We start from the raw sequence: 25,648 nt of genomic DNA, 5'->3' as shown, positions 1-25,648 counted from the left end.
CGTTTCTCCTGTGGGGCGAGGGCTCTCGTGCGTCGAGAATCCCTTGGGGTCCGGTGTTCGGGTTGGTTGCGGCACCCTCGTCGATGCCGGGGTTCAGCGGTCGATCGTGGACTCGTTGAAGTCGTCGTGCCGGGCGCCCGTGGCCGGCGTGAGGGTGTCGAGCCGCTGCAACTGGTCGGCGGTCAGGACGACGCCGTCGGCGGCGGTGTTCTCCTCGACGCGAGCGACGCGCCGGCTGCCGGGGATGGGGGCGATGTCCCCGCCCTGGGCCACCAGCCAGGCCAGCGCGATCTGGGCCGGGGTGGCACCGGCCTCGGTCGCGATCTTCCGTACCTCCTCCACGAGCTGCAGGTTCTGGTAGAAGGCCTCGCCGATGAAGCGCGGATTAGTCTTGCGCCAGTCGCCGTCGGGGATCTCCTCCGGGGTACGGATCTGGCCGGTCAAGAACCCGTGCCCGAGTGGCGCGTAGGGGACGAGGCCGATGCCCAGCTCGCGCAGCAGAGGTAGCAGATCGGTCTCCACATCGCGGGTCCACAGGGAGTATTCGGTCTGCAACGCGGCAATCGGGTGCACGGCGTGGGCCCGGCGGATCGTGTCCGGCGAGGCCTCGGACAGGCCGATGCTCAGGACCTTGCCTTCGGCGACCAGCTCGGCCACGGCGCCGATGGTCTCCTCGATGGGGGTGTTCTGGTCGACCCGGTGCTGGTAGTAGAGGTCGATCCGGTCGGTGCGCAGGCGCTTCAGGGAACCCTCGACGGCGGTGCGGATGTTGGCCGGACTGCTGTCGAACAGGCCGGATCCATCCCCGGCATGGGACAGGATGCCGAACTTCGTGGCGAGGACGACCTGGTCGCGCCGACCCTCCAGCGCCTGACCGACGATCTCCTCGCTGTGGAACGGGCCGTAGCTTTCAGCGGTGTCGATGTGGGTGACGTCGAGGTCGAGCGCGCGATGGATCGCGCGGATGGCTTCGGCGTCGTCCAGGCCGCCGCCGGACAGGAGGGTGCCGGCCATGGACATGGCACCCAGGCCGATCCGGGAAACCCGCAGGCTCCCCAGCATGGCGTGCTGCATCGGAGAACTCGTTTCTCATTGGGAACGTCGAAAGAAGGCGCATCAGAAGAAGGCGGCCAGGGCCCACGTCCGCGGCACCCGGGGCGGCGATCTCGATCTCGCCGACACCCAGCCAACATCGGTTCACCACATCCCGGCAGGCACTGCGAAAAGGGGTACTCCCAGGGACCCCTTGCGGGACGTGGGCCGGGCCTATCCTCGATCCCATGGACGAGAAGGAGGCCGCGCGGGCAGCGGTCCGCGAGTTCCTCACCACCCGCCGCGCCCGGGTCACCCCCACCGACGCCGGCCTTCCTGCGCAGGGCACCCGCCGAAGGGTGAAAGGTCTGCGCAGGGAAGAGGTCGCGCTGCTCGCCGGGGTCAGCCCGGAGTACTACGTGCGGCTCGAACGCGGCCAGGCAACCGGGCCCTCCGCCGGAGTCGTCGATGCCGTCGCCGGCGTCCTGCGTCTGGACGACGACGAACGCGCCCACCTCGACCGGCTGCTCGCCGCCCTGACCCCCGCGGCTCGCAAGCGGCGCCGCGGCGCGGCCAAGGACCTGGTCAACCCCGGAATCCGGGTGCTGCTCGACTCCATGGACCACCTACCCGCAGTAGTCTTCAACGGCCGGTTCGACATCCTCGCGGCCAACGCGCTCGGGCGCGCACTCCTCGCACCCGTGTACGACCTGCCCGGACGGCCGAACAGCGCCCGCTTCCTGTTCCTCGACGAGCCCAGGGCCCGAGACCTGTTCCCCGAGTGGGACCGGATCACAGCCGACACCGTGGCGACGCTGCGCATCGAGGCCGGCCTCCACCCCGACGACCCCGACCTGACCGAACTGATCGGACAACTCGCCACCCGCAGCACAGAATTCCGGACACGCTGGGCGACCAACGACGTACGAACCCCCCGAGCCGGAACCAAGACCTTCCGGCACCCACTCATCGGCGAGATCACACTGCCCTACGAGACCCTCCGCATCGACGCCGTCTCCAGCCAGATCATCAGTGTCTACACCCCCCAGCCCGGCACCCCCGAAGCCGACGCGATCCGCCTCCTGGCCAGCTGGAACGCCGACGACCAACGGAACAACAACCCGACAGCGGGAACACGCGGCCAGAACCCCGAGGACCAACGTGACCTTTAACCCGGGGCGAGGTTGTCACTCCTGAAGTGATACCCCCACCGTTATCTACCACAGAGCTACATTGGGGCTGCGTTCGGGAGAAGACCCCCTTGCCGACGAGTTGGTGCAGGGGTTCGCCTCGGGCGTCACCGGATTGCTGCCGTTCCTTGACGACATGCACCGCCTCGGGCTGCTGCGCACCGTCGGGCCTGTCTACCAGTTCCGGCACGCCGAACTGCAAGACCATCTCGCACCCGCGCCCAGTCCCGATGGCGATCCCCAGCAGGCGGCAGGAACCGAGCCATCACGACGTATCAGCTTTTGATCGGGTCGCTCGTTCACACATCGGGAGCGGGTGCCACACGGAATAGGGAAGATTCGGGCCGCCGAGCCTCTGACCTGAGGCGTTGCAAGGCCAGTCATTCGCTGTCCGGAAAGGTATACGTTTCTGGACGGGCTCGGAGGCTTACGGTCGCCACCCGTCCGCACGAGGTTGCCGGACTTGAGCCGGATGCACCCGGATTCCTGGACGCTGACGCCGTCCGTCGCATTCTCAACTCGCTCAGCTACCTCGGGTCGGCTAGGCAAAGTCACGGACATCGAGGTCACGAATCGATGGTCTTCCAGAAGGCGCACTGGTGTTCTGCGCTGAGGTCGGTCTGGCCGACGGTGGTTGTTGCGAGTGATTGCGCCCGGCCGCCGTCCTGGAAGGGCATCCAGCGGGGTTGTCCGTTGCCGTTGGGGTTTCCGGTGGCGGCGAACCGGGTCCAGTAGCTGATCATGGTTGTGGAGAGCTGTTGCTGGGCAGGCGTCTGCGGGCCGGGGAGTTGCTCGTCGGCGAACAGGTACTGCAGTTCGGCTCCGTGGAACGCGCCGGTGGGGAAGTTGGGCTTGGGCAGGGTGCTGAACCACGGCGCCGTCAGGTCGGCGAACTCGTAGGCGTAGACCGCGGTGTGTACGGCGAGTGCGCGGTCCCGGTCTTGGGCGGGGCATCCCCAGGCCCAGTCGGTTACGACCGTGGAGAGTGCCTGGCCTGCGGAGTGGAACTTGGCGACCGGATACCGAGCCAGAACTCGCTGCAGGTCGGCCGGCTTGAACAAAGCGGCTAGTTGCTCGCGGTAGCCGTCCAGGGTGGTGACATCTCCGGTGGCGGCCTCGATCGCCGCGGTGAACAGGTGGTGTTCGTCTCGAGTGGTTCCCTGCATGACCGGGACACGATTGAAATGACCGGTAGCGAAGGCGCGCTCGGGGCTGAGTGGCAGGAATCCACCGCCGACGGTGGGGCCTGACCCGATACCGTCGTCGGACCACTTGGCCAGTTCGCTGACAGGCTTGGCGCGCAGGCAGGCTGCCGCGGTGACCCGGTTGGTGCAGCCGAGCTTGGCCGCGACGTCGAGACCGTGCTGCTGACGGTCGGCGCGGGGCAGCGGGAACCAGGTGGGAGGTCCCGGTGACCACTTCTTGCCGGTGCACTGGGCGCTCTGCACGATCGCCTGGTGGAACAGCCCCGCTGATGTCGGCGCGGCAAGTTGGGCGCAGACGCTGGTCCCGCCGGCGGATTCGCCGAAGATCGTGACGTTGCCGGGGTCGCCGCCGAATGCCGCGGCGTTGCGCTGCACCCAGCGCAGGGCGGCCTGCTGGTCTTCGAGACCGAAGTTCCCGGACAGGTTCCGGGCCTTGGCATGGTCAAGGGCCGGGTGGGCGAGGAATCCGAAGATTCCGAGCCGGTAGTTCGGGCTGACCACGATCACGTTACCGTCGGCGGCCAGGCGCTGCGCGCCGTACAGGCTGCTGGTGCCGTTAATGAAGCCGTTGCCGTGGATCCACACCATCACCGGCAGTTTGTGTTTCTTGGTAGCGCGCGGCGTCGTGACGTTGAGGAACAAGCAGTCTTCTGTCGTGCTGGGCTGATCGATCAGCCCGCCGGCCTGGGCGCAGCGGTTGCCCGGCTTGGTGGCGTCTCGCACGCCCTGCCAGGGCTTGGCCGGTTGCGGTGAGGCCCAGCGCAGGTCGTCCACCGGTGGCTTGGCGTACGGAATCCCCTGGAACACCCTGGCAGTCGCCTCGACCCTGCCGCGGACAGCGCCGGCATCGGTCCGAACCACGGTGGAGGCGGCAGAGGTGTTGTCGCCGCGATCCGGTGACAGCGCGTCGGCTGCCCCTGCGCCGGCGATCGTGTTCGAGAGCAACGCCGCGGTCAATAGCGCTCCCACACTGACGGCACGGCCGAGCCGTTGGGTGCGCCGGCCCGACGCGTGGTGTCGATGCTGCAGTTTCATGTCGTGCTCCCTCTGATGACATGTATTTGTGTGTGGGCCGCACTAACTTAAGTGTGGGGCATACACGAAGTCAAGGTAGAGTCGGCACGACAGGGAATCCCAGTCGTGCAGAGGAGGCCACCAGATGCCGGCCATGGAGGGCTCGGAGCTGCCGCCAGGGCTGGCCTTGGCGTGGGGCCTCCCCGCCAAGACGACCAAGCTCGGGCGTAAGCCGTCGCAGAGCATCGAGCAGATCGTCGGCGCGGCCGTCGAACTGGCCGACGCGGACGGATATGGTGCGTTGTCGATGCCCAAGATCGCCCAGCGGCTCGGGCTCACTGCGAACGCGATCTACCGTTATGTGAGGTCTCGGGACGAGTTGCTGGTTCTGGTCGCCGAGGCCGGCTGGGCTACGGCGCCGGACCTAGCGTCCGGGACGGGAGACTGGCGCGCCGCGGCAAGCATGTGGACGCGGGCGATGATCGACCGATGCGATGTCCACCCCTGGCTGTGCGATCTCCCCGTCCGCGGGGCCCCCGTGACGCCGAACCTGCTGGGCTGGGCGGAGGCCATTCTGAAAGTGCTGACCGGCGCCGGGCTGACCCCCACCGAGGCGTTGGGGTGCGCATTCGTGCTGGACGGCTACGCGCGACAGGTCGGCGGCATGCGTCGCGACCTGCGGCACAGCACCGCGACTCCGGTGCAGTCGGACACCGTGACCAGATTCCTCCTGCCCCGGCTGCGCGAACGCGGTCACTCGGTCCTGGCGTTCATGATGGACGGCAACGACTACAGCGGCGACGTCGTCGACGATGACGTGACCTTCGGCCTCGACCGGATCCTGGACGGGATCGGCGTACTGGTCACAGCAAAACGTGCCGCAGAGCCTCCTTCGCAGGTTCATCCAGGAACCTGCGAAGGAGAGGGCGGGCCGCGAGCTGACGCCTCCGATGCCACAGTGTGATCGAGCACGCGAGATGGGGTTGGGAGTAGTGCCGTACTCGCCACTGGCCGGCGGGGGTGCTCACCGGTAAGTACAGCCGGGCCGATGGCGAGCGGGCGCGCCGGAAACCGGTCGACCCGCCGCCGGCCACGTCCCCTGGCTGGACTCGCCCGCACCGACGACGATGGGCCCGGACACCGTCGGCTCACGCATGCTGGCCGGCGAACCGGCACGGTCGTCACAGGTTCAGGCATCCATCGGTGGTAGACCGGGCAACACCTTCTCGAGCGTGACGGGGAAGTCGCGCACGCGCACCCCGGTGGCGTTGAACACCGCGTTCGCGACCGCCGCACCGGCCCCGCAGATGCCCACCTCACCGACGCCCTTCGCGCCCAGGACGTTGGCCTTGTCGTCGTACCCGTCCAGGACGACGGCGTCGACCTCGGGGATGTCGGCGTGGACCGGCACCAGGTATTGCGCGAGATCCCGGTTGACGAAGGCGCCGGATCGCGGGTCGACGATGGCCTCTTCTTCGAGGGCGGCGCCGACCCCCCAGATCATGCCACCGATCAGTTGCGAGCGCGCCGTCTTCGCGTTGAGCACGCGGCCCACCGAGAACACGCCAAGCATCCGCCGCAGACGGATCTCGGCGGTGTCCGAGTCGACCCCCACTTCAGCGAAATGGGCCCCGTAGGTGTGGATCGAGTAGGCCGCGTAGTTCGGATCATCGCCCATGAAGCGGGTCTCGCCCTCCGCCTCCACACCTCCGGGATGGTTGCGTGCGACGATCTCGCTCAGCGCCTCGGACGCGCCATCGATGCGCACGCTGCCATCGGCGAACACGGCGTCTGCCGGGTCCAGGCCGTGCAGCGGGGAGCGCGCGTCGCCGCACGCCGCGACCAGCAGCTTCTCACGCAGGGACGCGCACGCCCGATGCACCGCGGTGCTCGAGTTGGCGGCGCCCCACGAGCCACCGGACCCCCAGCTGGAGGGAAGCTCGGAACGCCCGAGCTCAATCCGCACCCGATCGGGCGGCAGTCCGAGACCGTCGGCCGCGACCTGCGTCAGGATGGTGTAAGTGCCCGTGCCGAGGTCGGTCATGTCCGTCTGGACGACGGCGCTGCCGTCCGTCTCCAACCGCACCCGCACCGTTGTCGGCCCTTGGTAATGCCCGCGGATGGCGACCGCCATGCCGTAGCCGACCAACCACCGTCCCTCGCGGACACTCGCCGGGGTGGCGGGGCGGCGCTCCCAACCGAACCGGCGCGCGCCTTCGCGCAGGCAGTCGACCAGGTGCCGGTTGCTGTACGGCACGTCTCGCTCGGGATCGACCGTGGGCTCGTTGCGGATCCGCAGCTCGACCGGGTCCATCCCGAGCGCGTCGGCCAGCTCGTCCATCGCCGACTCCACCGCCAGCAGGCCCGGCTGCTCGCCCGGCGCGCGGACGTCTGCCCCGCGCGGCAGATCGAGCGGCGTCAGCCGGTGGCTGGTGAACCGGTGGGGCGCGGCGTAGAGGCTGCGGGTCGTGGCGGCGGTCTGCTCGGCGTACTCCAAGTCGGGGTTGGTGTGCATGGTGACCTCGTGGGCGATCGCCACCAGCCGTCCGTCGCGCCCCGCGCCCAGCCGAACCCGCTGGCTTGATGTGGGGCGCATGCCGACGAGCTGGAAGATCTGCTGCCGGGTCAGCGCGACCTTGACCGGTTGGCGCGACGCGCGCGCGGCGAGCGCTGCCAGGATGGTCTCGGAATGGATGCCGAGTTTGGAGCCGAATCCCCCGCCGACGAAGGGGGTGACGATGTGAATCCGCGCTGGGTCCATCTGAAGCGTGGCGGCGATCGAGGCCCGCGCCGCATCGACGATCTGGCAGCTGACGTAGACGACCAGGTCCTCGCCACGCGGTTCCACCAGGCACGCGTTCGGTTCCATCGGCATCGAGAACTCGTACGGCGTCGTGTAATGCTGGTCGACTCTGACCGCCGCGCTGCCGAACCCGGCATCGAAATCGCCCACCGCAGTGTCGGTGGGCAAGCCGGCATTGACCACTTTCGGGGCGTACACCTCATCTTCGTGCGCGGCGAAGTCGAATCGTCCCCGCCCACCGGCGTATTCCACGTCAACGAGATCGGTCGCCGCTCGGGCCTCCTCGAAGGTCGCGGCGACGACGAGTGCCACCGGCTCGCCGTAATGGTGAATGTCAGGGCTGGTCAGCACCGGCTGGGCGCGCCAGATTTCCATCGGAATGGACTCATCACGGGCGCCTTGCGCCGGGGCATTGAGATGAGTCATCACCATGTGCACGCCGGGTGCGCGTTCGGCGCTCTCGGTGTCGATCCGGGTGATGCGACCTTTGCCGATCGTCGCTCCGACGATGAACCCGTAGAGCGGTTGGCCGCCCTCCCAATGCTCGTAGGCATAGGTGGCCCGGCCGGTGACCTTCAACGGGCCGTCGACGCGGTTCAACGCTTGCCCGATCATCTCGCCTCCTCAGCTCGCCTGGGCCACTTGTGCCAGCGTTCGGCACAGCGTGCGCTTGGCCAGCTCGATCTTGAAGTCGTTGTGGCCCTGACCCACCGCGCCGCGCATGGCCGCCTCGGCGGCGGCCTGATAGGTACCCATCGTGGCCGGACGGCCGGTCAACGCGGCCTCCGCTTCGGTGGACCGCCACGGCTTGTGCGCCACACCGCCGAACGCCACCCGCGCCTCACTGATCCTTCCCTGATCGGCCGAGACGACAGCCGCCACGGAGACCAGCGCGAACTCGTAAGACGCCCGGTCGCGCACCTTGCGGTAGAGCTGCCGGCCCGGAAGAGGCGGCGGCAGGACGACGCTCGTGATCATCTCGCCCGGCCGCAGCACGGTCTCGATGTGCGGCGTGTCGCCGGGAAGCCGGTAGAAGTCTGTGATGGCGACGCGGCGTACCGACTGATCGGCGTCGAGCAGCTCGATCCGCGCCTCCAGCGCGGCCATCGCGACGGCCATGTCCGAGGGGTGGGTAGCGATGCAGGAGTCGCTGACGCCGAGGATCGCGTGTATCCGGTTGAAGCCGCCGATCGCCGAGCATCCGGATCCGGGATTCCGCTTGTTGCAGCCCGCGGCTGTGTCGTAGAAGTAGGGGCAGCGAGTGCGCTGCAACAGGTTCCCGCCGGTGGACGCCTTGTTACGCAGTTGGCCCGAGGCGCCGGACAGCAGTGCCTGAGACAGCACCGGATAGCGGGTGCGTACCCGGGCATCGGCGGCCACGTCGGAATTCGGCGCCTGGGCGCCGATTCGCAGTCCGCCGTCCGGCAATTCCTCGATGTCCCGCAATGGAAGCCGGCTGATGTCGACCAGATGGCTGGGCTGCTCAATGTCGAGCTTCATCAGGTCGAGCAGATTGGTGCCGCCGCTGATGAACTTCGCGCCGGGTCGAGACACCGCGGCCACGGCGACTCGCGCGTCCGCCGCGCGCTCGTAGGTGAAAGGCCTCATCCCCGGTCTCCTTCCGCCGCGCTCCGGATGGCCGCGACGATGTTCGGATAGGCGGCGCACCGACAGATGTTGCCGCTCATCCGCTCGCGGATCTCCTCATCGCTCAATGCGATCCGCGGCGAGGCCACGTCAGCGGTGGCGTGACTGGGCCAACCCGCCTCCACTTCGGTGAGCATGCCGACAGCCGAACAGATCTGGCCGGGAGTGCAGTAGCCACATTGGAAGCCGTCACACTCGACGAAGGCGAGTTGCATGGGGTGCAGGCCACCGGGATCGCCCAGGCCTTCGATCGTCACCACCTCGTCGTCCTCGTGCATGACAGCGAGCGTCAAACAGGAGTTGACGCGCCGACCGTTGATCAGCACAGTGCAGGCGCCGCACTGGCCGTGGTCACACCCCTTCTTGGTCCCACTCAGGCGCAGATGTTCGCGCAGCGCGTCGAGCAGCGAGGTCCGCGGATCCACCTCAAGCCGCCGCACCTGATCGTTGACGCTCAACTCAATCGCCGAGAGCTGGGCCATCTCGCCCTGGCTCCGCCCCGCGACGCCCGTATCTGGATCGCTCATCACAGCCCGCCTTCCTCACTAGGTGCCGGTGTCAGCCTGGATATGCGTCGCCACTGCCGGGCACGCTCCCCCGTCCCCGGGTCTGGCAAAACCGTCGCACCGTGAGGGTTCGTTGCACCGAGGGGAAACTACCCCGCTACGCTCATCCAAGCCGCCTCTGACCAGGGAGAACAGCGAATTGTTAGTAAAGCACTACGCTAGTATCCGAGGTCTACTGGCCAAGCCGCCCTTGCACGCGTCTCACCGCGCTTGCTGTCGGTCACGCAGGTTGCCGGCCCACTCTCCGCGGTCGGTGTCATAGACCGCGCAGCCGTCGAGGATCGCCTGGACCTGTTGCGGCAGCAGGATCGGTGGCCGGTCCCGGCGACGGGTCCGCCGCACGTGCACCAGCGCCGAGGGCGCCCCCGGCGGTGCGGAGGACGTCACACGCCAGTGACGGCATGCGTGCGGCCGGGCACGGGCCTGCTGAGAGGCAGGCAGGGCGGCGTTGAGGTGGGGCCGTGGGGCTGTAAACCGGGCCGCTGACAGCCCCACGGCTGTTCGCCTCCGGCACACGGGGGCCTGTCGGGGCGAGGTGGGCTACCGGCCGGATGCGGGACGGGGAACCGTGACCAGCCTTGTAGCCGCAACGGCCTTCCCCGAAAGACGCGCCGTCTACAGCCCGGTCTATCACGGCGAACCGGAGCCGTCAGCACTCCGCGCGAAGGTCCCCTGGGAGCTGTCGCGGTCCGAGTGGAAGATCACTCCGTCTACGTCGCCGCCGCGGGTGGCCACCGCCATCTGCAACGAGGCGCAGGTCAGCGCCGCATCGTGGTGCTCGGACATGGCGTAGCCGAGCAGCCGGCGGGAGAACAGGTCCTCGACCGTGGCCAGATACAGCTTGCCCTCATCGGTGTCGATCTGGGTCACGTCGCCGCACCACAGCACGTCCGCAGCGGGCGCGGTGAACTTCCGGCGCACCAGGTCCGGGGCGGCGGGCCTCTTGCCCTGCCGGGTCAGCGAGCGCGGTTTGCGGCGCACCCGGCCGGCCAGGCGGAGCTCGGCCATCCGCGCCGCCACCGTGTTCTCCGATACCCGCCAGCCCGCCTCGTGCAGGTCACGGGTGATCCGCGGTGAGCCGTAGGTGCTGCCCGAGGCCTCGAAGGAGCGGGTGATCTCTTCGTCCAGGTCGGCCCGGCGGCGCTGGCGGGCGGTCGGCGCGTCCTGACCGATGCGGTTCTTCCACTTGTAGTACCAGGACTGCGAGACCCCCAAGGCCCGGCAGGAGATGGTGTGGTCGATGCCGTGCTCGGTCTTCTGGGAGCTGATGAAGGCCGCCACGCTTATCGGCCCATCGCCTCTTTGACCCACAAGACCACGGAACGCTAGAGCACGTCACGCTCGTCTTCCAGCTCGGCGCGTTCCTTCTCCCACGCCGCCTTGTCCTGGGCGTGCTGCTTGGCCAGCTCGGCCTGCTCCCGCCGCAGCCGGGCCAGTTCCTCCTGCTCGGACTCCTTCAGCGTTCCGCTCCCGTCGCCGTCGCCGTTGTACTGCTCGGCGAGCCGATCCATCTGCACCCAATTGTGCAACGTGTACGGGCTGATCCCCAGATCCCGCGCTGCCTGGGCCACGGGCTTGCCGGTCTCCTTGACGATACGCAGAGCCCCGGCCCGGAACTCCGGATCAAAGCGCCGCCGCGTGACTGCTGCCACGACCAAACCTCTCTCGGTTCGGTCTCCACGTTATGAGGGGAAGGCCATACGCCGCGTCACCTGGCCTAACACACCCAACCGGCACGTCCTGCTCTCCAAACGAACCGCCCTGAAGCTCGGACCCGTCTCCGGCACTTTCCTCAGATCACACACCACCCGCCCCGGAGGTCCCTGGCCTGACCTTCTGTATTGTCGAAGGGCACGGCGCGGATCTATTGGCACGAACCGGTCCGTCAGTTCGTCAGTGTGAGCGGGTTGACCAGGTCGGCGTAGACGAGCAGACCCGCCATGATCATCATCGCCAGCGCCGCCGCGTACGTCAGCGGCAACACCTTGGCGATGTCGACGTGCTTGGGCTTCGGCCGCCGCATGATCTTGGCGTAGGCCCGTTTGAAGCCCTCCCAGAGGCCGCCCGCGATGTGTCCGCCGTCGAGCGGCAGCAGCGGGATCAGGTTGAACATGCCGATCGCCAGGTTGAAGCCGGCCAGCAGGTTGACGAAGGTGGCGATCTTCTCCTCGTTGGACAGGTCGGAGGTCAGGATCTCGCCGCCCAAGCGGCCCGCGCCGACCATGCCCACCGGGCCCTCGGGGTCGCGCTCCTCGCCGGAGAAGGCCGCGTGCCAGACGCCGACCATCTTCTCCGGCAGGTTGAAGATCGAGCCCGCTACCTTGGCCGTCAGCCCGCCCATGTAGCCGATCACCTGGCCGACGCTCTGCTGCTCCATCACCTCGGTGGGCCGCATGCCGAGGAAGCCGACGTTCTTGTCGATCTTCTCGGGGTCTTCGAGGTTGGGCCGGTCCTGGGCGATGAGGGTGACGTCGAACGTCATTGGCTTACCGTCACGCACGATGCCGAGCTTGACCGGGCCGGCGCCGTGGGAGCGGATCAGGCGTTTGGCGTCTTCCCAGGAGCTGATCGTGGCGCCGTCGAAGGAGACCATGTGGTCGCCCGGCTTGAGACCCGCCTGCGCGGCCGGGGTGGGCTGGTCGCCGGGCTTGCAGGCGGCGCGCTGCTCGGAGACGGGGATTACGCACGTTTCGGTGGTGGGCGAGACGATCGGGGCCTCGGCGGGCAGGCCGATGCCGACCAGCAGGATGGTGAAGAAGACGAACGCCAGCACGAAGTTCATCAACGGCCCGCCGGACATGATGATGACCTTCTGCCACCACTTCTTGCGGTAGAAGACCCGGTCCTCGTCACCCGGCCGCACCTCTTCCTGGGCGGCGTCGCGGGCCGACTCGATCAAGCCCTGCCACGGGCCGGTCGCCATGCTCCTGAGCTTGCCGGGCTCGTCACCGGGGCGCGGCGGCAGCATGCCGATCATGCGGATGTAGCCGCCGAACGGGATCCACTTGATGCCGTATTCGGTCTCGCCTCTGCGCCGGGACCAGGCCGTGGAGCCGAAGCCCACCATGTACTGGGTCACCTTGACGCCGAAGATCTTGGCCGGCACCAGGTGGCCGAGCTCGTGCAGCGCGATGGAGATCATCAACCCGAGGAGGAAGAGGATGATCCCCGCGACGTAGAGCCAGTTCATCTTGGGGCCGCTCCTCGGCAGGCGACAAGGACAGATGTGAAGGACGAGACGAAAGTTGCGAAGCTCCAATGTAGTCGAACTCGCCGCACCCCAAGGCTGACCGCATTTCCCGAGCATTGGCAGCTCATGCATTCAGCCCGCGACCTGCTCACCTGGCCGGAGAACACGCTTCTCGGTGCCAGCCGCTCGACCATCTACAAGTACGTTCAGTTCGCCAACTCGCCACGGGCCGCCCTGCCGTCCAAGAGGCAACGGCTCAAGCCGAGTCGGAGACGGGCAGCTGATTGCCCAGATCAGCGCCTATCTGGCGGCTCCGACACTCGGTCGGGCCGAACTTCTCGCCGACGGCCGTCTTGAGCTCCTGAACATTCGCGAAGGTCCGCTTGGTCCCGAACGCTATTGCGCGGGCGGGACGGCTGCCAAGTTCAGCACCGTGAACGTGCCGGGTTCGCCGTCCCAATAGATGATCGTGCTGGGCTCGGAGGAGGTGCCCACGCCGTACATGCCCCTGCCCTTGCCGATGGCGGCCACTTCGCCGGTGGCGGCGTCGTAGACGGTGCTCCCGGCGAACAGGAACCGGTCGAGGATCGGGAACCGGGTCAGTATCGAGACGTCGCTGAGGCCGTCGAGGGCGATCGTGTTCGTGCCGTCGAGGTACTGCACGAACGAACCTTGCCCGTTACGCCCGAAGCACCAGGAGGGTCCGCACCGCAGGCCCTGCGCCGACGCGGGCACGTTGATCTCGGTCTGCGCCTCCCGCGCCAGGTCTACGAGCTTGGTCTGGTTGCGGTCGTGGCCCTTCGGGCCGTCGGCCGCGTCCACGGCGTACGGCCATTTCATCAGGTGCAGCTCGTCGCTATCAGGCACGCGCGCCGCCTCGCCGCCCGCGAGGGGGATGCTCCAGACGCCGCCGGAGAGCTCGGACCAGTAGACGTGGTCGCCGTCGACGCCGATCGCGTCGATCTGCGCGTGCTTCCCGGTGAACGTGCCGAGCAGCCTGGGCTCGCCACCCGCCACCGGGACCGTCCAGATCTCACGCACGGCCGCGCCGTCCTTTTCGCCGTACGCGAACCAGGCGAGGCTCTGGCCGTCGGTAGTGGCGGTCTGCGGGAAGTAGCCGTCGAGCCCCGGCGTCCGCGGCACCGTGGTGACCACGCGCGACTTGCCCGTCGCCGAGTCGTACACCTCGAACGTCCCGGCCTTCTCGAACGACGACTCGGCGCTGAGCAGCACCTCCGTCGCGCTGAGGCTGGTGATCGGACGATAGCGCCAGCCGTCGGCGTTCTTGGCGGGCATCGTGAAGACCGCGCCGGGCCAGAGCCTGTCGGCGTCCACGACCTTCGAGCGCGCGGGCGGGGAGAGCGCCACGTTCGGAACCACGGTTGGGAGCATCGTGGTGACGGTGACCGTCATGTTCGTGGGAGTCGCCGCCGACACGGCGGCGTGGCCCCCGGCGGAGAAGAAGCCCCTCATTCCCACCGCGCCCACACCCAGTACCGCCACTACGGCCCCGGCCGCGAGCACCTGCGTGCGCCGCTGGTGCCTGCGACGCCTGCGCACTGCGAGGGCTGCCAGCAGGTCGCGCTCTTGTGGCGACCGCTCCGCCACCGACCGCAGCGCGTCGGTCAACTCGTCCTCTGTCCTCACGATCGTCCCCTTTCAAGCATCGCCGGCTTGATCCGCAGCGTGTTGAGCGCCCGGAACGCCTGGCTGCGCACGGTTCCCCGGGAGATCCCCAGGATTTCGGCTATGTCCTGATCCGACAGGTCCTCGTAGTAGCGCAGCACCAGGACGGCCCGCTGCTTGCGCGGCAGCGTGGCCAGTTCCTTCCACAGCTCGCCGTAGGAGTGGCTGTCGGTGTAGGAGCCTTCTGGTAGGTCGTCTGTCAGGTGCTCCCTGCGCCGCCTGCGCCACCAGCTGATGTGCTGCCGGACCATGATCGTACGTACGTACGACTCTGGATCGTCCTTGTTGCGGACCCTGCGCCAGCCGTCGCTCAGCTTGAGCAGTGCCTCCTGTACCAGGTCGGCGGCGTCGTCGGCGTTGCCGGTCAGCACGTGGCCGTATCTGAGTAGGGCGGACCCGCGCGCCCGGACGAAATCCTCGAACTCCACACCTACAAGACGCATCCCGAGGCCGGGCCTGTTGCAAAGACCTTTGCTCGAAATCTAAGAGGGCGTCTGAAGTGCGAAGTTTGTGATTGATTGCCGGTTACATGTATCGCCAGATTTGGGTTGATTAGCCGGTTATGCGTCGGGCGAGGTTGTCGATGGAGGCCCAGGCGGATCATGGGCGCACTTCGCCGCGCCCGCTTGGCGCCGTAACCCGAGAAAGCAGCGGCTGAGGCGTTTCTGACTTAATGATGCAGATCGCGGATTCTTCAGCCGGCATCGGTGGCTCCCCGTGTGGGTGATGTGCCCCGGTTCGCGCGGTGCCACTCCGGGCGCCGTTGGCGGGATTGTTCAAGGCGCCTTCCTGTCGAGCTTTGCGGATCTTTGGGCCGCGGCCCTCGTGCTCGTCGTCGGGCGTGACGTAACCCAGTCCCTCGTGCAGGCGGGTGCCGTTGTAGAAGACGCGGACCCGAGCCAGCTCGGCCCGTAGCACCGCCGGTTCGGTGATCTTTGTGAGGTGCGGGAACTCGGCCTTGAGGTGCCCGGACAGCGTCTCGATCCAGGCCTGTTCGGTCGGCGTGCCGGGCCGGCCGAAGTGGGTGGCGATCGCTGAGAGCGCCATGAACTCGCGCGTCTTGCCGCGGTCATCTGCGGCCCGTTGTCGCTCATCGCGAGCAGCACCGGCCGGGCCGGGTTGTCGACGTCGGTGCCGACATCGACCAGGCCGTCGGCGCGGCCGGTGATCAGCGGCAGCAGCCCCTCACGGTCCAGCGCGTCGGCGAAGTCCAGGATCACCTGGGTGTGGGTCTCCTCGACGGAGACCACCTCGCAGATCCACTTGCGCGAGACCAGATCCATGATCGCCAGCGCGGCCATCCCGCACGCGGAGAAATGCGTCGTGTCGTAGATCCAGATCTGCAACGGCCGGTACTCCACCCAGTCCGGGAACGGCTTGCGCTGGGACAGGCCGGGGCGTGGCCGGGCGCGCACGCGCAACCCATGGGCCTCCAGGACCCGGTGCACCGAGGACGGTGAGACCCACACCCGGCCCAGATAGGAACCGCGATGGGCGAGCTTGCGGTGCGAACGATCCACCTCGCCCCACTCGTGAAACAGCGCGACGATCTGCTCGGCCTCGGCCGGCAGCAGGCCGTGCACCGCCCCGCCGCCCGGCGCCCGGTCGGCCAGTTGCCCACGCTCGCGGCGTTCGGCCCAGCGATAGACCCGCAGCGGGGTGATCTCCAGCACCCGGCAGGCATCCAGGAAACTCCAGCCCTCCCGCTGAGCGTGCTCGACCAGATCCAGCAGCGCGTCCTTGACGATCGCCTCGACCCGGACCGGGACGGGACCCTCCGTTTTGGCCATGCCGGGAAGCTAGCAGATAGGCCTCTGACCTGCGAAAACGATGATTTTAGTTCAGTTAATTAACAAGGCGCCGCGGCCAACGCGATCCTGATCGAGCATCAAGACAAGGTGCCGATCGTCGCGGCGTGGGGTGGCGGCCTGCTGGCCTCGGTGGGCGGGCTGCGGTTCGTCGTCCCGGTCAAGACCATCAACGCCGGGCTTGCGGTGGCCTGCCGTGCGTCCACGGCGGACTGGACGGCAAGAGTGGCCGCGAGGATCGATTCGCCGAGGACGATGATGCTGAACAGGCCGAAACGCTCGGCGATGTGATGGGGGTGCCAGGGAGTCCTGCGCGCGTGCTCGCCCCAGACCGGGACGGCGAATTCGGCAGGCACCAGGACCAGCCATCCCCACAACCGCGCGCCTTCCGGCAGCAGCAGCAGACTCAGCCAGCCGATCTCGCACGCGGTGACTCCGACCGCGAATCGCAGGGCTGTTGTCCGTCCCGCCGGGTCGCAGACCGCGGCTCGCAGCCAGTTGGCCACCAAGCCCGTGCGCATCACCGCATATCCGAAAGTGGCGACCGTGAAGTCGTGCTCGTCGAAGGCGGACGGGATACCTGCCGCGAAGACGAGTGCGCCGGTGATCTGCACGAGCACGGCGAGCCGGTACGGCACGTCGTCGGTATCGTACGCCGAGGCGAACCAGGAGAAGTTCATCCACGCCCACCAGATGGCGAAGAACACCATCGCGTAACTGAGCACTCCGGATCCGATGTGCGACTCAGACAGCGCGTGGTGCAATCGACTGCTCGCCTGAGCAACCGCCACGACGAAGCACAGGTCGAAGAGCAACTCCAGCGGCGTAACGGTACGGCCGGGCTCGGCGACGTCCCTGCCGATCATGCGATGCCGCCTGGCGGGACGATCACGCATCGGCGGGCAGACCTCCTCTCGGCGCGGCGAAACTCCGAACGCGGCCCGTGCGGTGGGACGGAGCTAGAGGCGTCGTCAAACCGCCGCTCCTGCAGGGATGGGCAACCCGAGCTGGCTGTACAGTTCCAACTGGTCGTAGTAGTCGCGGTCGGCGACGATCATGCCGCGCTCGATGGTGGACACCGCAGCCCCGCGGATCGCGATGTGACGCCCGGTTGCGGCCAGCACCCGGCCTTCCGCCAGCAGGAAAGGGCCGTCGTGAGTGCCGGTCATCATGTACTCCGTCACCGCGGGATCATCCAGTGTCGGCTTGCTCCATGCCGTGATCTTCAGATCGGGAAAGCCCTCGAAGAAGTGACGGAAGTACCAGCCGATCTGCTCGCGCCCCTCCATGGTCCCCGCCGGCGATACATAGACCGCTTCGGGCGCGAAGGTCCGGACCAGACCCTCGATGTCGTGGTCGTTGAACGCCCTGATGGCTTCGTCCTTGAGACGCCGGGCATTGGTCATGACCACCACCCCCGTTCGCGCCCGCACCCTGCGGCCGCTCCTTTCCACGTTAACAACGGCCGGCGTCCAGGTCATGGCGGAGTACCAGCACGCGCTTGCCGACCTGCGAGGTGATGGGCATGACCACCAGCTGGCCCGAAACCGAGACCTGAGGTGCCCCCCGGAGTGTGGACACAGGGGCTTATGCGACCAGTGAGAGCTTAGCGGTCTGCTGGTGTTGTTGTTCGAACTCCAAAGGCGAGAGATATGAAAGTGCGCTGTGGCGGCGGCGGGTGTTGTAGAAGATGAGCCAGCGGAAGATCTCCAGACGGGCCTGATTCCACCGTGGTGAACACCTTGTTGTGGGTCACCTCGCGTTTCAGGCTCTGCCACAGGCTCTCGGCCAGGACGTTGTCATAAGACGACCCGACCCCGCCCATACTGCGGCGAATCCCGTGCCGGTCACAAACCTCGCTGAACGCGGCCGAGGTATATTGCGAACCGCGATCCGAGTGAAAGATCACGCCACGGACGCGGCCGCCGCGGGCGGCAACCGCTGCGTTCATCGCGTCGATCACCAGGCCGGTGCGCATGTGCGGGGCCATCGACCAGCCCAGCACCCGCCGGGACCTGATGTCGATCACCGAGGCGACGTAGAGCCAGCCATTGCCGACCTGCACATAGGTGATGTCGCCGCACCATTTCTCATCGAGGCCGGCGGCGGTGAAGTCCCGTTTCACCAGGTCCGGGGCAGGTGGCGCGACCTTGTCGGGGATCGTGGTGCGTCTCTTGCGGCGTAGGTGCAGGCCAACGATGTTGTGGACGCGCATCAGCCGGGTGACACGTTTGCGGTTCACGGTGTGCCCGAACCCACGCAGCTCGGCATGCACCCGCAACGCCCCGTAGCATCTCGTACGCCCCAATGAGTGCCAGACTCGGCCACCCGGCGATCACCCGAGCGATCACCGTCGGCTCCGCCACCGCCACATTGGCTCCAATGCTGGCGAGACTACTGATGATCAGCAACGCCCGAGGAAGCAGACCACCGCGCGAGCCATGCCGGCTGGCCCGCAGCAGTGACATCGAAGCCGCCACGATCGTTCCGTCCACCGCCAGCGGGATGAGCGCAGCGGCCAGCACATCCTCCCCCTGCGTCAGAGCCAACTCCCGCATGTGCCGGAAGGACACCACGGCCGCAATCGCGGCCAGCACGAGAACCGCCCCAGTAGTCGTCCAACGGATCCACCGATCCGACGACACCTGCTCCCTGATCGGCGAACCGATCGCCCCAGCCGCATGTTCCACGAAACCTGGCTGCGTTGCCGCAAGACCGGCGGAATCGGCAGTAGCCACCATGATCACCGCCCGCCCTTCGACCGCGCTGCCGTTCCTGACCGCCGCTGCGGCAGCGGACGCAGCGCCTCGATCCTCGCCCGCCGACTTGAGGTCGGCACGCTCGACGGCTGGACGCTGATCGAGGTGACCGCTCAGCATTGACCAAGCAGATTTGCTGCAAGATCAACGCCGCTTGGGCGTCATGGCGGGTCTCCCTGTCGCCACCCCACCGCAGGGCGCTCGAATGGGAATTTCTTGGAGCGAGTGTCGTGCTATGTCTCGCGACATGCAAACGAAGCCAAAATCGTTGTTGAATGATGACTCCTTTGAAGACGTTGGATTTGGGGCATTGTTTAGCTTCATAGGCGCAAATGTAATGATCCTAGTGGGTATGTCTGCTTCCGTCCGGGTGCCTAACGAGATGTGGGCACCCGGATTTCGCGCCGATTTATCCATGAATGGAAACAAAACACGTGAATACCCAACTCCAGCGATCGCGGACGCTCCGCCACGGGCGTATCGCGACGCTAGCTCTGGCCGCTGCGGCCGCCGGTCTCATGTTCGCTCCGGTAGCTCAGGGAGTGGCGAGCGCGAGCTCGGCCGCGCCCCAGGCCGACGCCAGCTACGTATCAACGGGGAAGCTTGCCATAGGCTGCCCGGACTTCGTCGCGAGTGCGTGCGGTTCCTTCTGGTGGGACGATGAAGGCAAGTCCGACCACGACAGGGCCCACGACGAGTCCGACCAACACCAGGACACGCGGGGCCACGACGAGTCCGACCGACACGACGACAAGTCCGACCACCGCTACGACAAGTGGGGCCGCGACAAGTGGGGCCAGCACGACGACAAGTGGGGCCGCAACGAGTCCGACCAACACCACGACAAGTGGGGCCACGACAAGTGGGGCCAAAAAAAGGTCGTCTTCGGTAAGTTCGTTTACGGCAACATCGACAGTCACAGCCACGACAAAGCCGACAAGTCCGACAAGTGGGGTCACGACGAGTCCGACCAACACCACGACAAGTGGGGTCACGACAAGTACGACCACCACCGCGCCTGGAACTAGCGCGCGGGCATCTCCTGGCATGGCGATCGGCGATTTGAGTCCGAAATCGTTCTCGCCCGCCTGAAAAGGTGAACGACAAATACCGTGGTGAATTATTTCGCCACGGTATTTGTTCGCCGTGGGCGCCCATGCGCTCGTCTCGAGGGCCGCCGCACCGCCACAGCGCCGGCTGGCACGCGTACATCGACCGCCACAATCGGACTTGGGGACGCGTGCCTTGCGCTCCGAGGAGCGTCTTTGAATGAACTGGAAATGAAACTCAAGGTATTCAGCCTCGATGGCAAACAGCCAGCCGATTTGCCAGAGAGCCAGCGTGCAAAGAGATGTCGAAGGCGGCGGTTTGGACGCCCACGGGCTGCTTGCGACATACCCGCGACATACCGAGATGTGTTCTGATCCTCGCGAAGCATCAAAGTCGAATGCTTCGGAACGGAGAACGCATGCGAAGGCTCTCATCGACACTCGCGCTTGCAACCACGCTCGGCCTGACAACAGCGGGTACCTACCTGGTCAGTTCTAGCGTCGCAAACGCGGCCGTTCCCGTTTGCACGACGGGTATGACCGGAGCGGGCCCGACAACGGCTGGGCCAAGTGCATCATGGGCCAGGGGCATCGGGTGATCATCCGCTGCGAGGCATCCTCTACCGCGACATCCATCACCAAGTACAACGGCCCTTGGGTAGAGGCACCAGGGACTTCGAAGAAGTACTGCCCGAGCCACAAGCCTTACCTATCCGGAGTAACCTACGAGCGCGAGTAGTTCGTGAAATACAATCGCGGCGGCGTGCGCGGGGTGAAACGGAAGTCACGGCCGATGGTCCATGACATCTCGTTTCCCTGGCGGCCCCGCCCGCGCGGCACGGGATCTCTGTCCGCCATATGGTCGTCTCTGAACTGGTAAATCGATCTTTTCGAAACGCAGAGAGACGAAGCGCGTGAGCTTCCGGCCTTCGTGGAAATGCTCGTGTCCATGACGATCGAGCAGGATCGGGCCGACGCGAAGAATTCACTGGCGCCGGCCGACGCGGTGCGTTCCACGCAGGACCGGCATCGAGCAGTTTGAATCGGCTTGGCGAGCAGATCGAGGACCTGGTTCGAGAGCAGGGGCTGCGCGCGACCGCGCCGAGTCCCGCACGCGCCTCTACCGCTACGACCGGCTGACAGGCGTGGTGCGATAACGGCGGAGGATTAATTCCGGGGGCAAGAGGAACGCGCTCAGAGATGACGCCGGAGCCAGTCCCCGAGCTGCGCGTTGAACCACTCGGGATGTTGCAGCGGCAGCCCGTGACCCGCGCCCGGGTGAACGACCAGCTCGCTGTTCGCGTGGTCTCGGCCGAGTTGCCGCATTCCCTCCCGCAACGCCCGCGGCTCCTTGCCTCCGGTCAGGAGCAGGGTGGGGCCGGGGAAGGTCCGCCACGCGGGTGGGGCGCGGAAGGCGGAGTTGGCCCGGGTCAGCGCGAGCAGGGTGTCCTTCGGCAGTGCCTTCGAGGTGCGCAGGTAGTCGTCGAGGAGATCGTTCGGGACGAACAGCGCCTTGGCCTGGAGCCGGGCGAACCACGTCTGGCGGGCGAGCGGCGCGGTGAGCCCGACGAGCTGCGCCTGCCACATCCAGCCGGCGACGCCACCCCCGTGGATGAGCACCAGGACAGGCCCATCGGCGTTCCCGGCTTCTCGTATGTACAAGGCGCGGCAGTCCTCTCCAGGTCAGGGGTGATCGAAGGGGATCGTGCCGCGACGGTCGTGAGCATGGGTGCGGGTGAGTCAGCCTACCGGCCGGGTTGGTTCTGGAGGGTGTGTGCAGATCCAGCCGATGACCTACGGATAAGGATGTGTGCAGGTCCAGCCGATGACCTCCGGATGAGGACGGACCTGTCGGCGCCCGGCCCGTTGCGGCCTAGCGTCATCCCATTACGATGGGTGGTTTTCCGGATGCGTTAAGCGTTAATCACGCCTCAAAACACCAGGTCATAGCGACTGTTCGACTGCCTGGTCAACTATTAAACTACTCATCATTAGATATGATATGTCCGATATATTCCTGGATGTAGCCGAGTGTCATGATTGACGCTGGTGATGCGGTCATCGTAGCCTGCCGATGCACAGCAAGCGATCTTCACGAGCGCTAGGGGACGCGCTCTAGAGATTCACAACGGGGGAGTGCGTGACGATTTCTTGTGCTGCCATAAAGTGTGCAGGTAAAAGTGAGATGACCTTATGAGATGGCCCGCCGTGGCCATCACGGGCGGCGCCGGATTCCTTGGGTCGCATCTTTGTGAGCGGTTTCTGGCCGAGGGCTACAACATTTACTGCGTCGACAACTTCCTCACGGGGGCGGTCGCCAACGTCGAGCACCTGATGGCCGACGACCGTTTCCGGCTGATCCGGGCGGACGTCTCCCAGCACCTGACCCTCCCGGACGTCGTGGACGCCGTCCTGCACTTCGCCTCGCCGGCCTCCCCCACCGACTACCTGCGCCTTCCCATCGACACGCTCCGAGTCGGCTCCAACGGCACCTTCAACGCCCTGGAACTGGCCAAGGAGAAGGGCGCCCGGTTCGTCCTCGCCTCCACCTCGGAGGCGTACGGCGACCCGCTGGTGCACCCGCAGCCGGAGACGTACTGGGGGAACGTGAACCCGGTCGGCCCGCGCGGCGTCTACGACGAGGCCAAACGCTTCGCCGAGGCCATGACCACGGCTTTCAGAAGGGCGTGCGGCGTCGACACCGCGATCCTGCGGATCTTCAACACCTTCGGTCCCAGGATGCGTCCGTTCGACGGCCGCGCGATCCCGACGTTCATCAGGCAGGCACTGCTCGGCGAGCCGATCACCGTGTCAGGCGACGGTACGCAGACCCGGTCGATCTGCTACGTGGACGACCTGGTCGAAGGCATCTTCCGGGTGCTCAACTCGGACCTGGACGGACCGATCAACCTGGGCAACCCGCATGAGATCTCCATGCTCGCGCTGGCCCAGTGGATCAAGGAGCTGACCGGCTCCGAGTCGGAGATCGCGTTCGTGCCGCGACCGCAGGACGATCCCAAGATCCGCCGTCCGGACATCACGCTCGCCAAGGCCCGCCTGGGCTGGACGCCCAAGATTCCCATCGAGGACGGGCTGCGGCACACCATCGCCTGGTTCCAGGAGCATCCACAGCTCTGGACGGCGGGCAACCTGGCACGCACGAGCTCCTAGGACGAAGCACGCATGAGCACGACTGCCCAAGTCGGCTATGCCGACCTGTTCAGACAGGACCGCTCCCATCCGCACTGGGCCTATCACTACGCCCAGCGCCTGATCGAACGGCATGGGCCGGAGCGGCGTGTGGTGATCCAGACCAGCATGTCGCCGAGCGGCTGGTTCCATGTCGGCAACTTCCGCGACACCGCCTGCGCGTACCTGGTCCATCGGGCGCTGCGCCGCCTGGGCCAGGATTCGCTGATCCTGCTCAGCTTCGACGACTACGACCCCATCCGGCCCAGCCAGGCCGCTCGCGACCCCGAGCTGGCCGGGTACGGCGCACGCCCGCTGGGCGCCGCCACTGAGCGCAGCACGCGGATCTGCCGCCGGTACGTCGCGGAGTTGAAGCGCATGGGCATCTGCCCGCCGGAGGCGGACGCCGACGGGCGTACCCCGGCGGAGTCCGACTGGCAGACCCACTACCAGCACGAACGCTACCTCGTCGGCACCTACGTACCGCTTCAGCGCCGCTACCTGCGCGGCGCGGGCAAGCTAGGCAAGCTCCTCGGGCAGGCACCCGAGCACCTGTTCAGCGTCTACTGCGAGCAGTGCGGCCGGGGCGGCACGCGTACGCTCAAGCTCGGCCGCGACCGGGTGCGCTATGCCTGCGACTCCTGCGGCGCCCTCACCACCACGCGCCGCATCGAGCTCGTCAAGCCCGCATGGGCGCTCGACTGGACGCTGCGGGTCACGCATGAGCGCATCGACTGCGAGCCCGCGGGTCAGGACCACTGCAGCGCGGGCAGCACGATGGACCGCACCCGTGCGATCTACCGCGAGTACCTGCGCGCGTACCAGCCGGTGATCGTGCCGTACGGCCTGGTCCGCCAGTCCGCCGACGCCGGCAAGGTGTCGGGGTCGCGCGGCGGCGGAATGACGCTCGCGGACCTCATGCGCGTGATGCCGGCGCGGCTGATTCTCTTCCTGTACGGCAGGCCCAACTGCCTGTCCGACTTTCGGATCAGCCTGGACTTCGCCCCGTTCGTCGCCGTCTACGACGCCTACGACCGTTTCCTGGCCCAGGTGCGGGCGGGCGAGCCGCGGGCCGTGGCGCTGCACGACCTCATCGCCGGCGAGGACGACGACACCGGCCGTCTGCCGGGGATGCGGCGCGTGCTGGGCCTGCTCCAGTCGCACTGCTACGACGCGGACCGCGTCATCAGCCTGCTGGGGCCGGCCGCCGGCGACCGGGTCCGGCACGCCCATGCCTGGCTGGCCCGCCACAACGACTGCTGGATCGACAGGACGGTCCAGGATGTGCCGGGAAACCTGCTGATCGGCGGTGACCTGCCGGGGCGGTGGACGCGGGCCTCGTATCGGACTCTCTATCTGACCTTGTTCGGCACCGAGTCGGGGCCGCCGCTGCGGCGGCTGATGGAGGTCTTCGGGCGGGACGAGCTCGTCGCCGCCGTGCGCGCCTACACCGACCGCGGCGAGCGCCCTCTGCGTGAACGGGTGCTGGCCCAGCTCAGGCCGGGTGATGGCGATGCGGGTTGAGATCATCGATCCCACGGCGCAGCCGGTGCCCGCGGACTGGGAGCTGTTCCGCAAGCAGGAAGGTCTGATCGCGGCCTGGCACGCGGACGCGCTCACCGCGGTCGCCTGGTGCTCCACCCGGCCGATCCGGCTGGGGATCGTCCGCGATGGCGGCCAGGTGGCGGCCGTGTTCAGCGGCGAGGTGGTCGGGCTGCCGCCGCGCACGGGCAGGTATGCCGAGCCTGGCGCGTTGCCGCCGGCGGGGTGGTTCAACTGCCGCATGCTCATCGGCTTCACCAGCGGTTTCGTGTTCGCCGCCGAGCTGCAGGAGCGGGCCAGGGCGGTCGCGCTGGCCGCGTTCGAGAAGGCGCTACGGCGCCGGCTGGGCCGCCGCTGCCTGGGCATCGTCTACCGGCAGGTGACCGACGACATGGTGCCGGTGGTGGCGCGCCGCAACCGGCCCCGCATCAGGACCGCGCCCAACACGCTGCTGCGCAACCGCTGGCCCGGCATGGAGGCGTACTTCGCGGACCTGCCGCGTGACCGGCGGCGCCGGCTGCGCCGGGTCCGCGAGGAGGCCGCCGAGGGCACGCGGGTGCTGGCGGGCGCGGGAGAGATCGACCCGGTGCAGGCCGCCGCACTGGCCGAGGCCACCCTGCGCAAGCACGGGAGCTCCGACGCGCCCCTGCCCGCGCGCTACTTCCACGTGCTCGGCGGCGAGGAGGGCGTGCGGTACTTCGGCCACCTGGACGAAGACCGGCTGATCTCCTTCGACCTGGCCTTCGACGACGGAAGGCGGCTGGTCACCACGGTGACCGGCTCGCTGGAGATACGCGACGGCGGGCGTCGCAACCTCTACTTCGACCTGTATCTACGCGAGATCGACTACATGATCGAGCACGGCCGTGAGGGCTGTGAGTTCGGCAAGGGGATGGCCGAGCTCAAGCAGCGGTTCGGGTGCGACCTGATTCCCCAGACGGCCGTACTGGCCGCGTGGTGACCGTCCG

Annotated in this window: 24 protein-coding genes and 4 pseudogenes; 11 read left to right on the top strand and 17 right to left on the bottom strand. The window is 67.3% G+C overall.

What is annotated here, in order from left to right:
* Nucleotides 1-93: 93 nt before the first annotated feature.
* Nucleotides 94-1,074 (bottom strand): aldo/keto reductase, encoded by a 981-nt coding sequence (locus ACFPZ3_RS25275; protein WP_379516693.1) that lies wholly within the window; start codon nt 1,072-1,074, stop codon nt 94-96.
* A gap of 206 nt (nt 1,075-1,280) precedes the next feature.
* Here ACFPZ3_RS25275 and ACFPZ3_RS25270 point away from each other — a divergent pair, with 206 nt between their 5' ends.
* Together ACFPZ3_RS25270 and ACFPZ3_RS25265 are read left to right on the top strand one after the other, a co-directional pair.
* Nucleotides 1,281-2,204 (top strand): helix-turn-helix domain-containing protein, encoded by a 924-nt coding sequence (locus ACFPZ3_RS25270; RefSeq protein ID WP_379516692.1) that lies wholly within the window; start codon nt 1,281-1,283, stop codon nt 2,202-2,204.
* A 61-nt stretch (nt 2,205-2,265) separates the two neighbouring features.
* A complete protein-coding gene (locus ACFPZ3_RS25265) occupies nt 2,266-2,508 on the top strand; it encodes a hypothetical protein (RefSeq protein ID WP_379516691.1) in 243 nt (80 codons plus the stop codon).
* A gap of 280 nt (nt 2,509-2,788) precedes the next feature.
* Here the strand turns inward: ACFPZ3_RS25265 and ACFPZ3_RS25260 are convergent, their stop codons facing one another.
* Complete coding sequence (locus ACFPZ3_RS25260) at nt 2,789-4,462, bottom strand: carboxylesterase/lipase family protein (protein ID WP_379516690.1); 1,674 nt, start codon at nt 4,460-4,462, stop codon at nt 2,789-2,791.
* A 124-nt stretch (nt 4,463-4,586) separates the two neighbouring features.
* Here ACFPZ3_RS25260 and ACFPZ3_RS25255 point away from each other — a divergent pair, with 124 nt between their 5' ends.
* Nucleotides 4,587-5,405: a TetR/AcrR family transcriptional regulator gene (locus ACFPZ3_RS25255; RefSeq protein WP_379516689.1), complete on the top strand. Its 819-nt coding sequence runs from the start codon at nt 4,587-4,589 to the stop codon at nt 5,403-5,405.
* Between the two features lie 225 nt (nt 5,406-5,630).
* Here ACFPZ3_RS25255 and ACFPZ3_RS25250 read toward each other — a convergent pair whose 3' ends face one another.
* The 10 genes from ACFPZ3_RS25250 to ACFPZ3_RS25205 all read right to left on the bottom strand — a co-directional run bounded on the left by ACFPZ3_RS25250 (nt 5,631) and on the right by ACFPZ3_RS25205 (nt 15,380).
* On the bottom strand, nt 5,631-7,859 hold the full coding sequence (locus ACFPZ3_RS25250; protein WP_379516688.1) for a molybdopterin cofactor-binding domain-containing protein: 2,229 nt from the start codon (nt 7,857-7,859) through the stop codon (nt 5,631-5,633).
* A gap of 9 nt (nt 7,860-7,868) precedes the next feature.
* The gene (locus tag ACFPZ3_RS25245; protein WP_379516687.1) at nt 7,869-8,852 is read right to left on the bottom strand and encodes an FAD binding domain-containing protein; all 984 of its coding nucleotides are present in this window, start codon (nt 8,850-8,852) and stop codon (nt 7,869-7,871) included.
* The gene (locus tag ACFPZ3_RS25240; protein WP_379516686.1) at nt 8,849-9,418 is read right to left on the bottom strand and encodes a 2Fe-2S iron-sulfur cluster-binding protein; all 570 of its coding nucleotides are present in this window, start codon (nt 9,416-9,418) and stop codon (nt 8,849-8,851) included. Before ACFPZ3_RS25240 ends, ACFPZ3_RS25245 begins: the two co-directional genes overlap by 4 nt.
* 240 nt (nt 9,419-9,658) lie before the next feature.
* Nucleotides 9,659-9,844, bottom strand: a complete 186-nt coding sequence (locus ACFPZ3_RS25235) for a hypothetical protein (RefSeq protein WP_379516685.1) — start codon at nt 9,842-9,844, stop codon at nt 9,659-9,661.
* 243 nt (nt 9,845-10,087) lie between these two features.
* Entirely contained in the window at nt 10,088-10,738 is a 651-nt protein-coding gene (locus tag ACFPZ3_RS25230; RefSeq protein WP_379516684.1) for an IS3 family transposase, read from the bottom strand.
* Nucleotides 10,739-10,782: 44 nt separating this feature from the next.
* Complete coding sequence (locus ACFPZ3_RS25225) at nt 10,783-11,109, bottom strand: transposase (RefSeq protein ID WP_379516683.1); 327 nt, start codon at nt 11,107-11,109, stop codon at nt 10,783-10,785.
* Between the two features lie 233 nt (nt 11,110-11,342).
* Nucleotides 11,343-12,647 carry a M50 family metallopeptidase gene (locus ACFPZ3_RS25220; RefSeq protein WP_379516682.1) on the bottom strand — a complete coding sequence of 435 codons (1,305 nt, stop codon included), beginning with the start codon at nt 12,645-12,647 and terminating at the stop codon, nt 11,343-11,345.
* Nucleotides 12,648-13,043: 396 nt separating this feature from the next.
* Nucleotides 13,044-14,294 (bottom strand): TolB family protein, encoded by a 1,251-nt coding sequence (locus ACFPZ3_RS25215; RefSeq protein ID WP_379516681.1) that lies wholly within the window; start codon nt 14,292-14,294, stop codon nt 13,044-13,046.
* The gene (locus tag ACFPZ3_RS25210) at nt 14,291-14,761 is read right to left on the bottom strand and encodes a SigE family RNA polymerase sigma factor (RefSeq protein ID WP_379516680.1); all 471 of its coding nucleotides are present in this window, start codon (nt 14,759-14,761) and stop codon (nt 14,291-14,293) included. The genes ACFPZ3_RS25215 and ACFPZ3_RS25210 overlap by 4 nt, the downstream gene beginning before the upstream one ends.
* Nucleotides 14,762-14,933: 172 nt before the next feature.
* Nucleotides 14,934-15,380, bottom strand: coding sequence for an integrase core domain-containing protein (locus ACFPZ3_RS25205; RefSeq protein WP_379516679.1), 447 nt, complete (start codon nt 15,378-15,380; stop codon nt 14,934-14,936).
* A 36-nt stretch (nt 15,381-15,416) separates the two neighbouring features.
* Between ACFPZ3_RS25205 and ACFPZ3_RS25200 the strand changes: the two genes are divergently transcribed.
* The 3 genes and pseudogenes from ACFPZ3_RS25200 to ACFPZ3_RS25190 all read left to right on the top strand — a co-directional run.
* Nucleotides 15,417-15,665: a hypothetical protein gene (locus ACFPZ3_RS25200; protein WP_379516678.1), complete on the top strand. Its 249-nt coding sequence runs from the start codon at nt 15,417-15,419 to the stop codon at nt 15,663-15,665.
* A 158-nt stretch (nt 15,666-15,823) separates the two neighbouring features.
* A complete protein-coding gene (locus ACFPZ3_RS25195; RefSeq protein ID WP_379516677.1) occupies nt 15,824-16,186 on the top strand; it encodes a hypothetical protein in 363 nt (120 codons plus the stop codon).
* A gap of 6 nt (nt 16,187-16,192) precedes the next feature.
* Nucleotides 16,193-16,318, top strand: a pseudogene (locus ACFPZ3_RS25190) (Tn3 family transposase); the annotation flags it as partial.
* A gap of 38 nt (nt 16,319-16,356) precedes the next feature.
* On the opposite strand, the pseudogene ACFPZ3_RS25185 reads toward ACFPZ3_RS25190, so the two are convergent.
* The 4 genes and pseudogenes from ACFPZ3_RS25185 to ACFPZ3_RS25170 all read right to left on the bottom strand — a co-directional run.
* Nucleotides 16,357-17,007 (bottom strand): annotated as a pseudogene (locus ACFPZ3_RS25185) (low temperature requirement protein A); the annotation flags it as partial.
* Nucleotides 17,008-17,112: 105 nt separating this feature from the next.
* Entirely contained in the window at nt 17,113-17,547 is a 435-nt protein-coding gene (locus ACFPZ3_RS25180) for an ester cyclase (RefSeq protein WP_379516676.1), read from the bottom strand.
* Between the two features lie 181 nt (nt 17,548-17,728).
* Nucleotides 17,729-18,431 (bottom strand): annotated as a pseudogene (locus ACFPZ3_RS25175) (IS3 family transposase); the annotation flags it as partial.
* Nucleotides 18,421-18,699 (bottom strand): annotated as a pseudogene (locus ACFPZ3_RS25170) (DUF2637 domain-containing protein); the annotation flags it as partial. The pseudogenes ACFPZ3_RS25170 and ACFPZ3_RS25175, both read right to left, overlap by 11 nt.
* A gap of 123 nt (nt 18,700-18,822) precedes the next feature.
* Between ACFPZ3_RS25170 and ACFPZ3_RS25165 the strand changes: the two are divergent.
* Both ACFPZ3_RS25165 and ACFPZ3_RS25160 read left to right on the top strand, forming a co-directional pair.
* Nucleotides 18,823-19,023: a hypothetical protein gene (locus ACFPZ3_RS25165; protein WP_379516717.1), complete on the top strand. Its 201-nt coding sequence runs from the start codon at nt 18,823-18,825 to the stop codon at nt 19,021-19,023.
* Nucleotides 19,024-19,334: 311 nt separating this feature from the next.
* Entirely contained in the window at nt 19,335-19,928 is a 594-nt protein-coding gene (locus ACFPZ3_RS25160) for a hypothetical protein (RefSeq protein ID WP_379516675.1), read from the top strand.
* A gap of 1,215 nt (nt 19,929-21,143) precedes the next feature.
* Here the strand turns inward: ACFPZ3_RS25160 and ACFPZ3_RS25155 are convergent.
* Nucleotides 21,144-21,611: an alpha/beta fold hydrolase gene (locus ACFPZ3_RS25155; RefSeq protein WP_379516674.1), complete on the bottom strand. Its 468-nt coding sequence runs from the start codon at nt 21,609-21,611 to the stop codon at nt 21,144-21,146.
* Between the two features lie 531 nt (nt 21,612-22,142).
* On the opposite strand from ACFPZ3_RS25155, the gene ACFPZ3_RS25150 reads away from it, so the two are divergent.
* Genes ACFPZ3_RS25150 through ACFPZ3_RS25140 form a run of 3 tightly spaced genes read left to right on the top strand, consistent with a single transcriptional unit; the run spans nt 22,143 to nt 25,641 of the window.
* Nucleotides 22,143-23,120 carry a UDP-glucuronic acid decarboxylase family protein gene (locus ACFPZ3_RS25150; protein WP_379516673.1) on the top strand — a complete coding sequence of 326 codons (978 nt, stop codon included), beginning with the start codon at nt 22,143-22,145 and terminating at the stop codon, nt 23,118-23,120.
* 12 nt (nt 23,121-23,132) lie between these two features.
* On the top strand, nt 23,133-24,662 hold the full coding sequence (locus tag ACFPZ3_RS25145; RefSeq protein ID WP_379516672.1) for a nucleotidyl transferase family protein: 1,530 nt from the start codon (nt 23,133-23,135) through the stop codon (nt 24,660-24,662).
* On the top strand, nt 24,652-25,641 hold the full coding sequence (locus tag ACFPZ3_RS25140; protein ID WP_379516671.1) for a hypothetical protein: 990 nt from the start codon (nt 24,652-24,654) through the stop codon (nt 25,639-25,641). The genes ACFPZ3_RS25145 and ACFPZ3_RS25140 overlap by 11 nt, the downstream gene beginning before the upstream one ends.
* Nucleotides 25,642-25,648: the final 7 nt, after the last annotated feature.

The sequence above is a fragment of the Nonomuraea insulae genome (assembly GCF_042656245.1).
The sequence above is the reverse complement of the archived record's forward strand: the minus strand, read 5'-3'. Positions and strand labels throughout refer to the sequence as shown.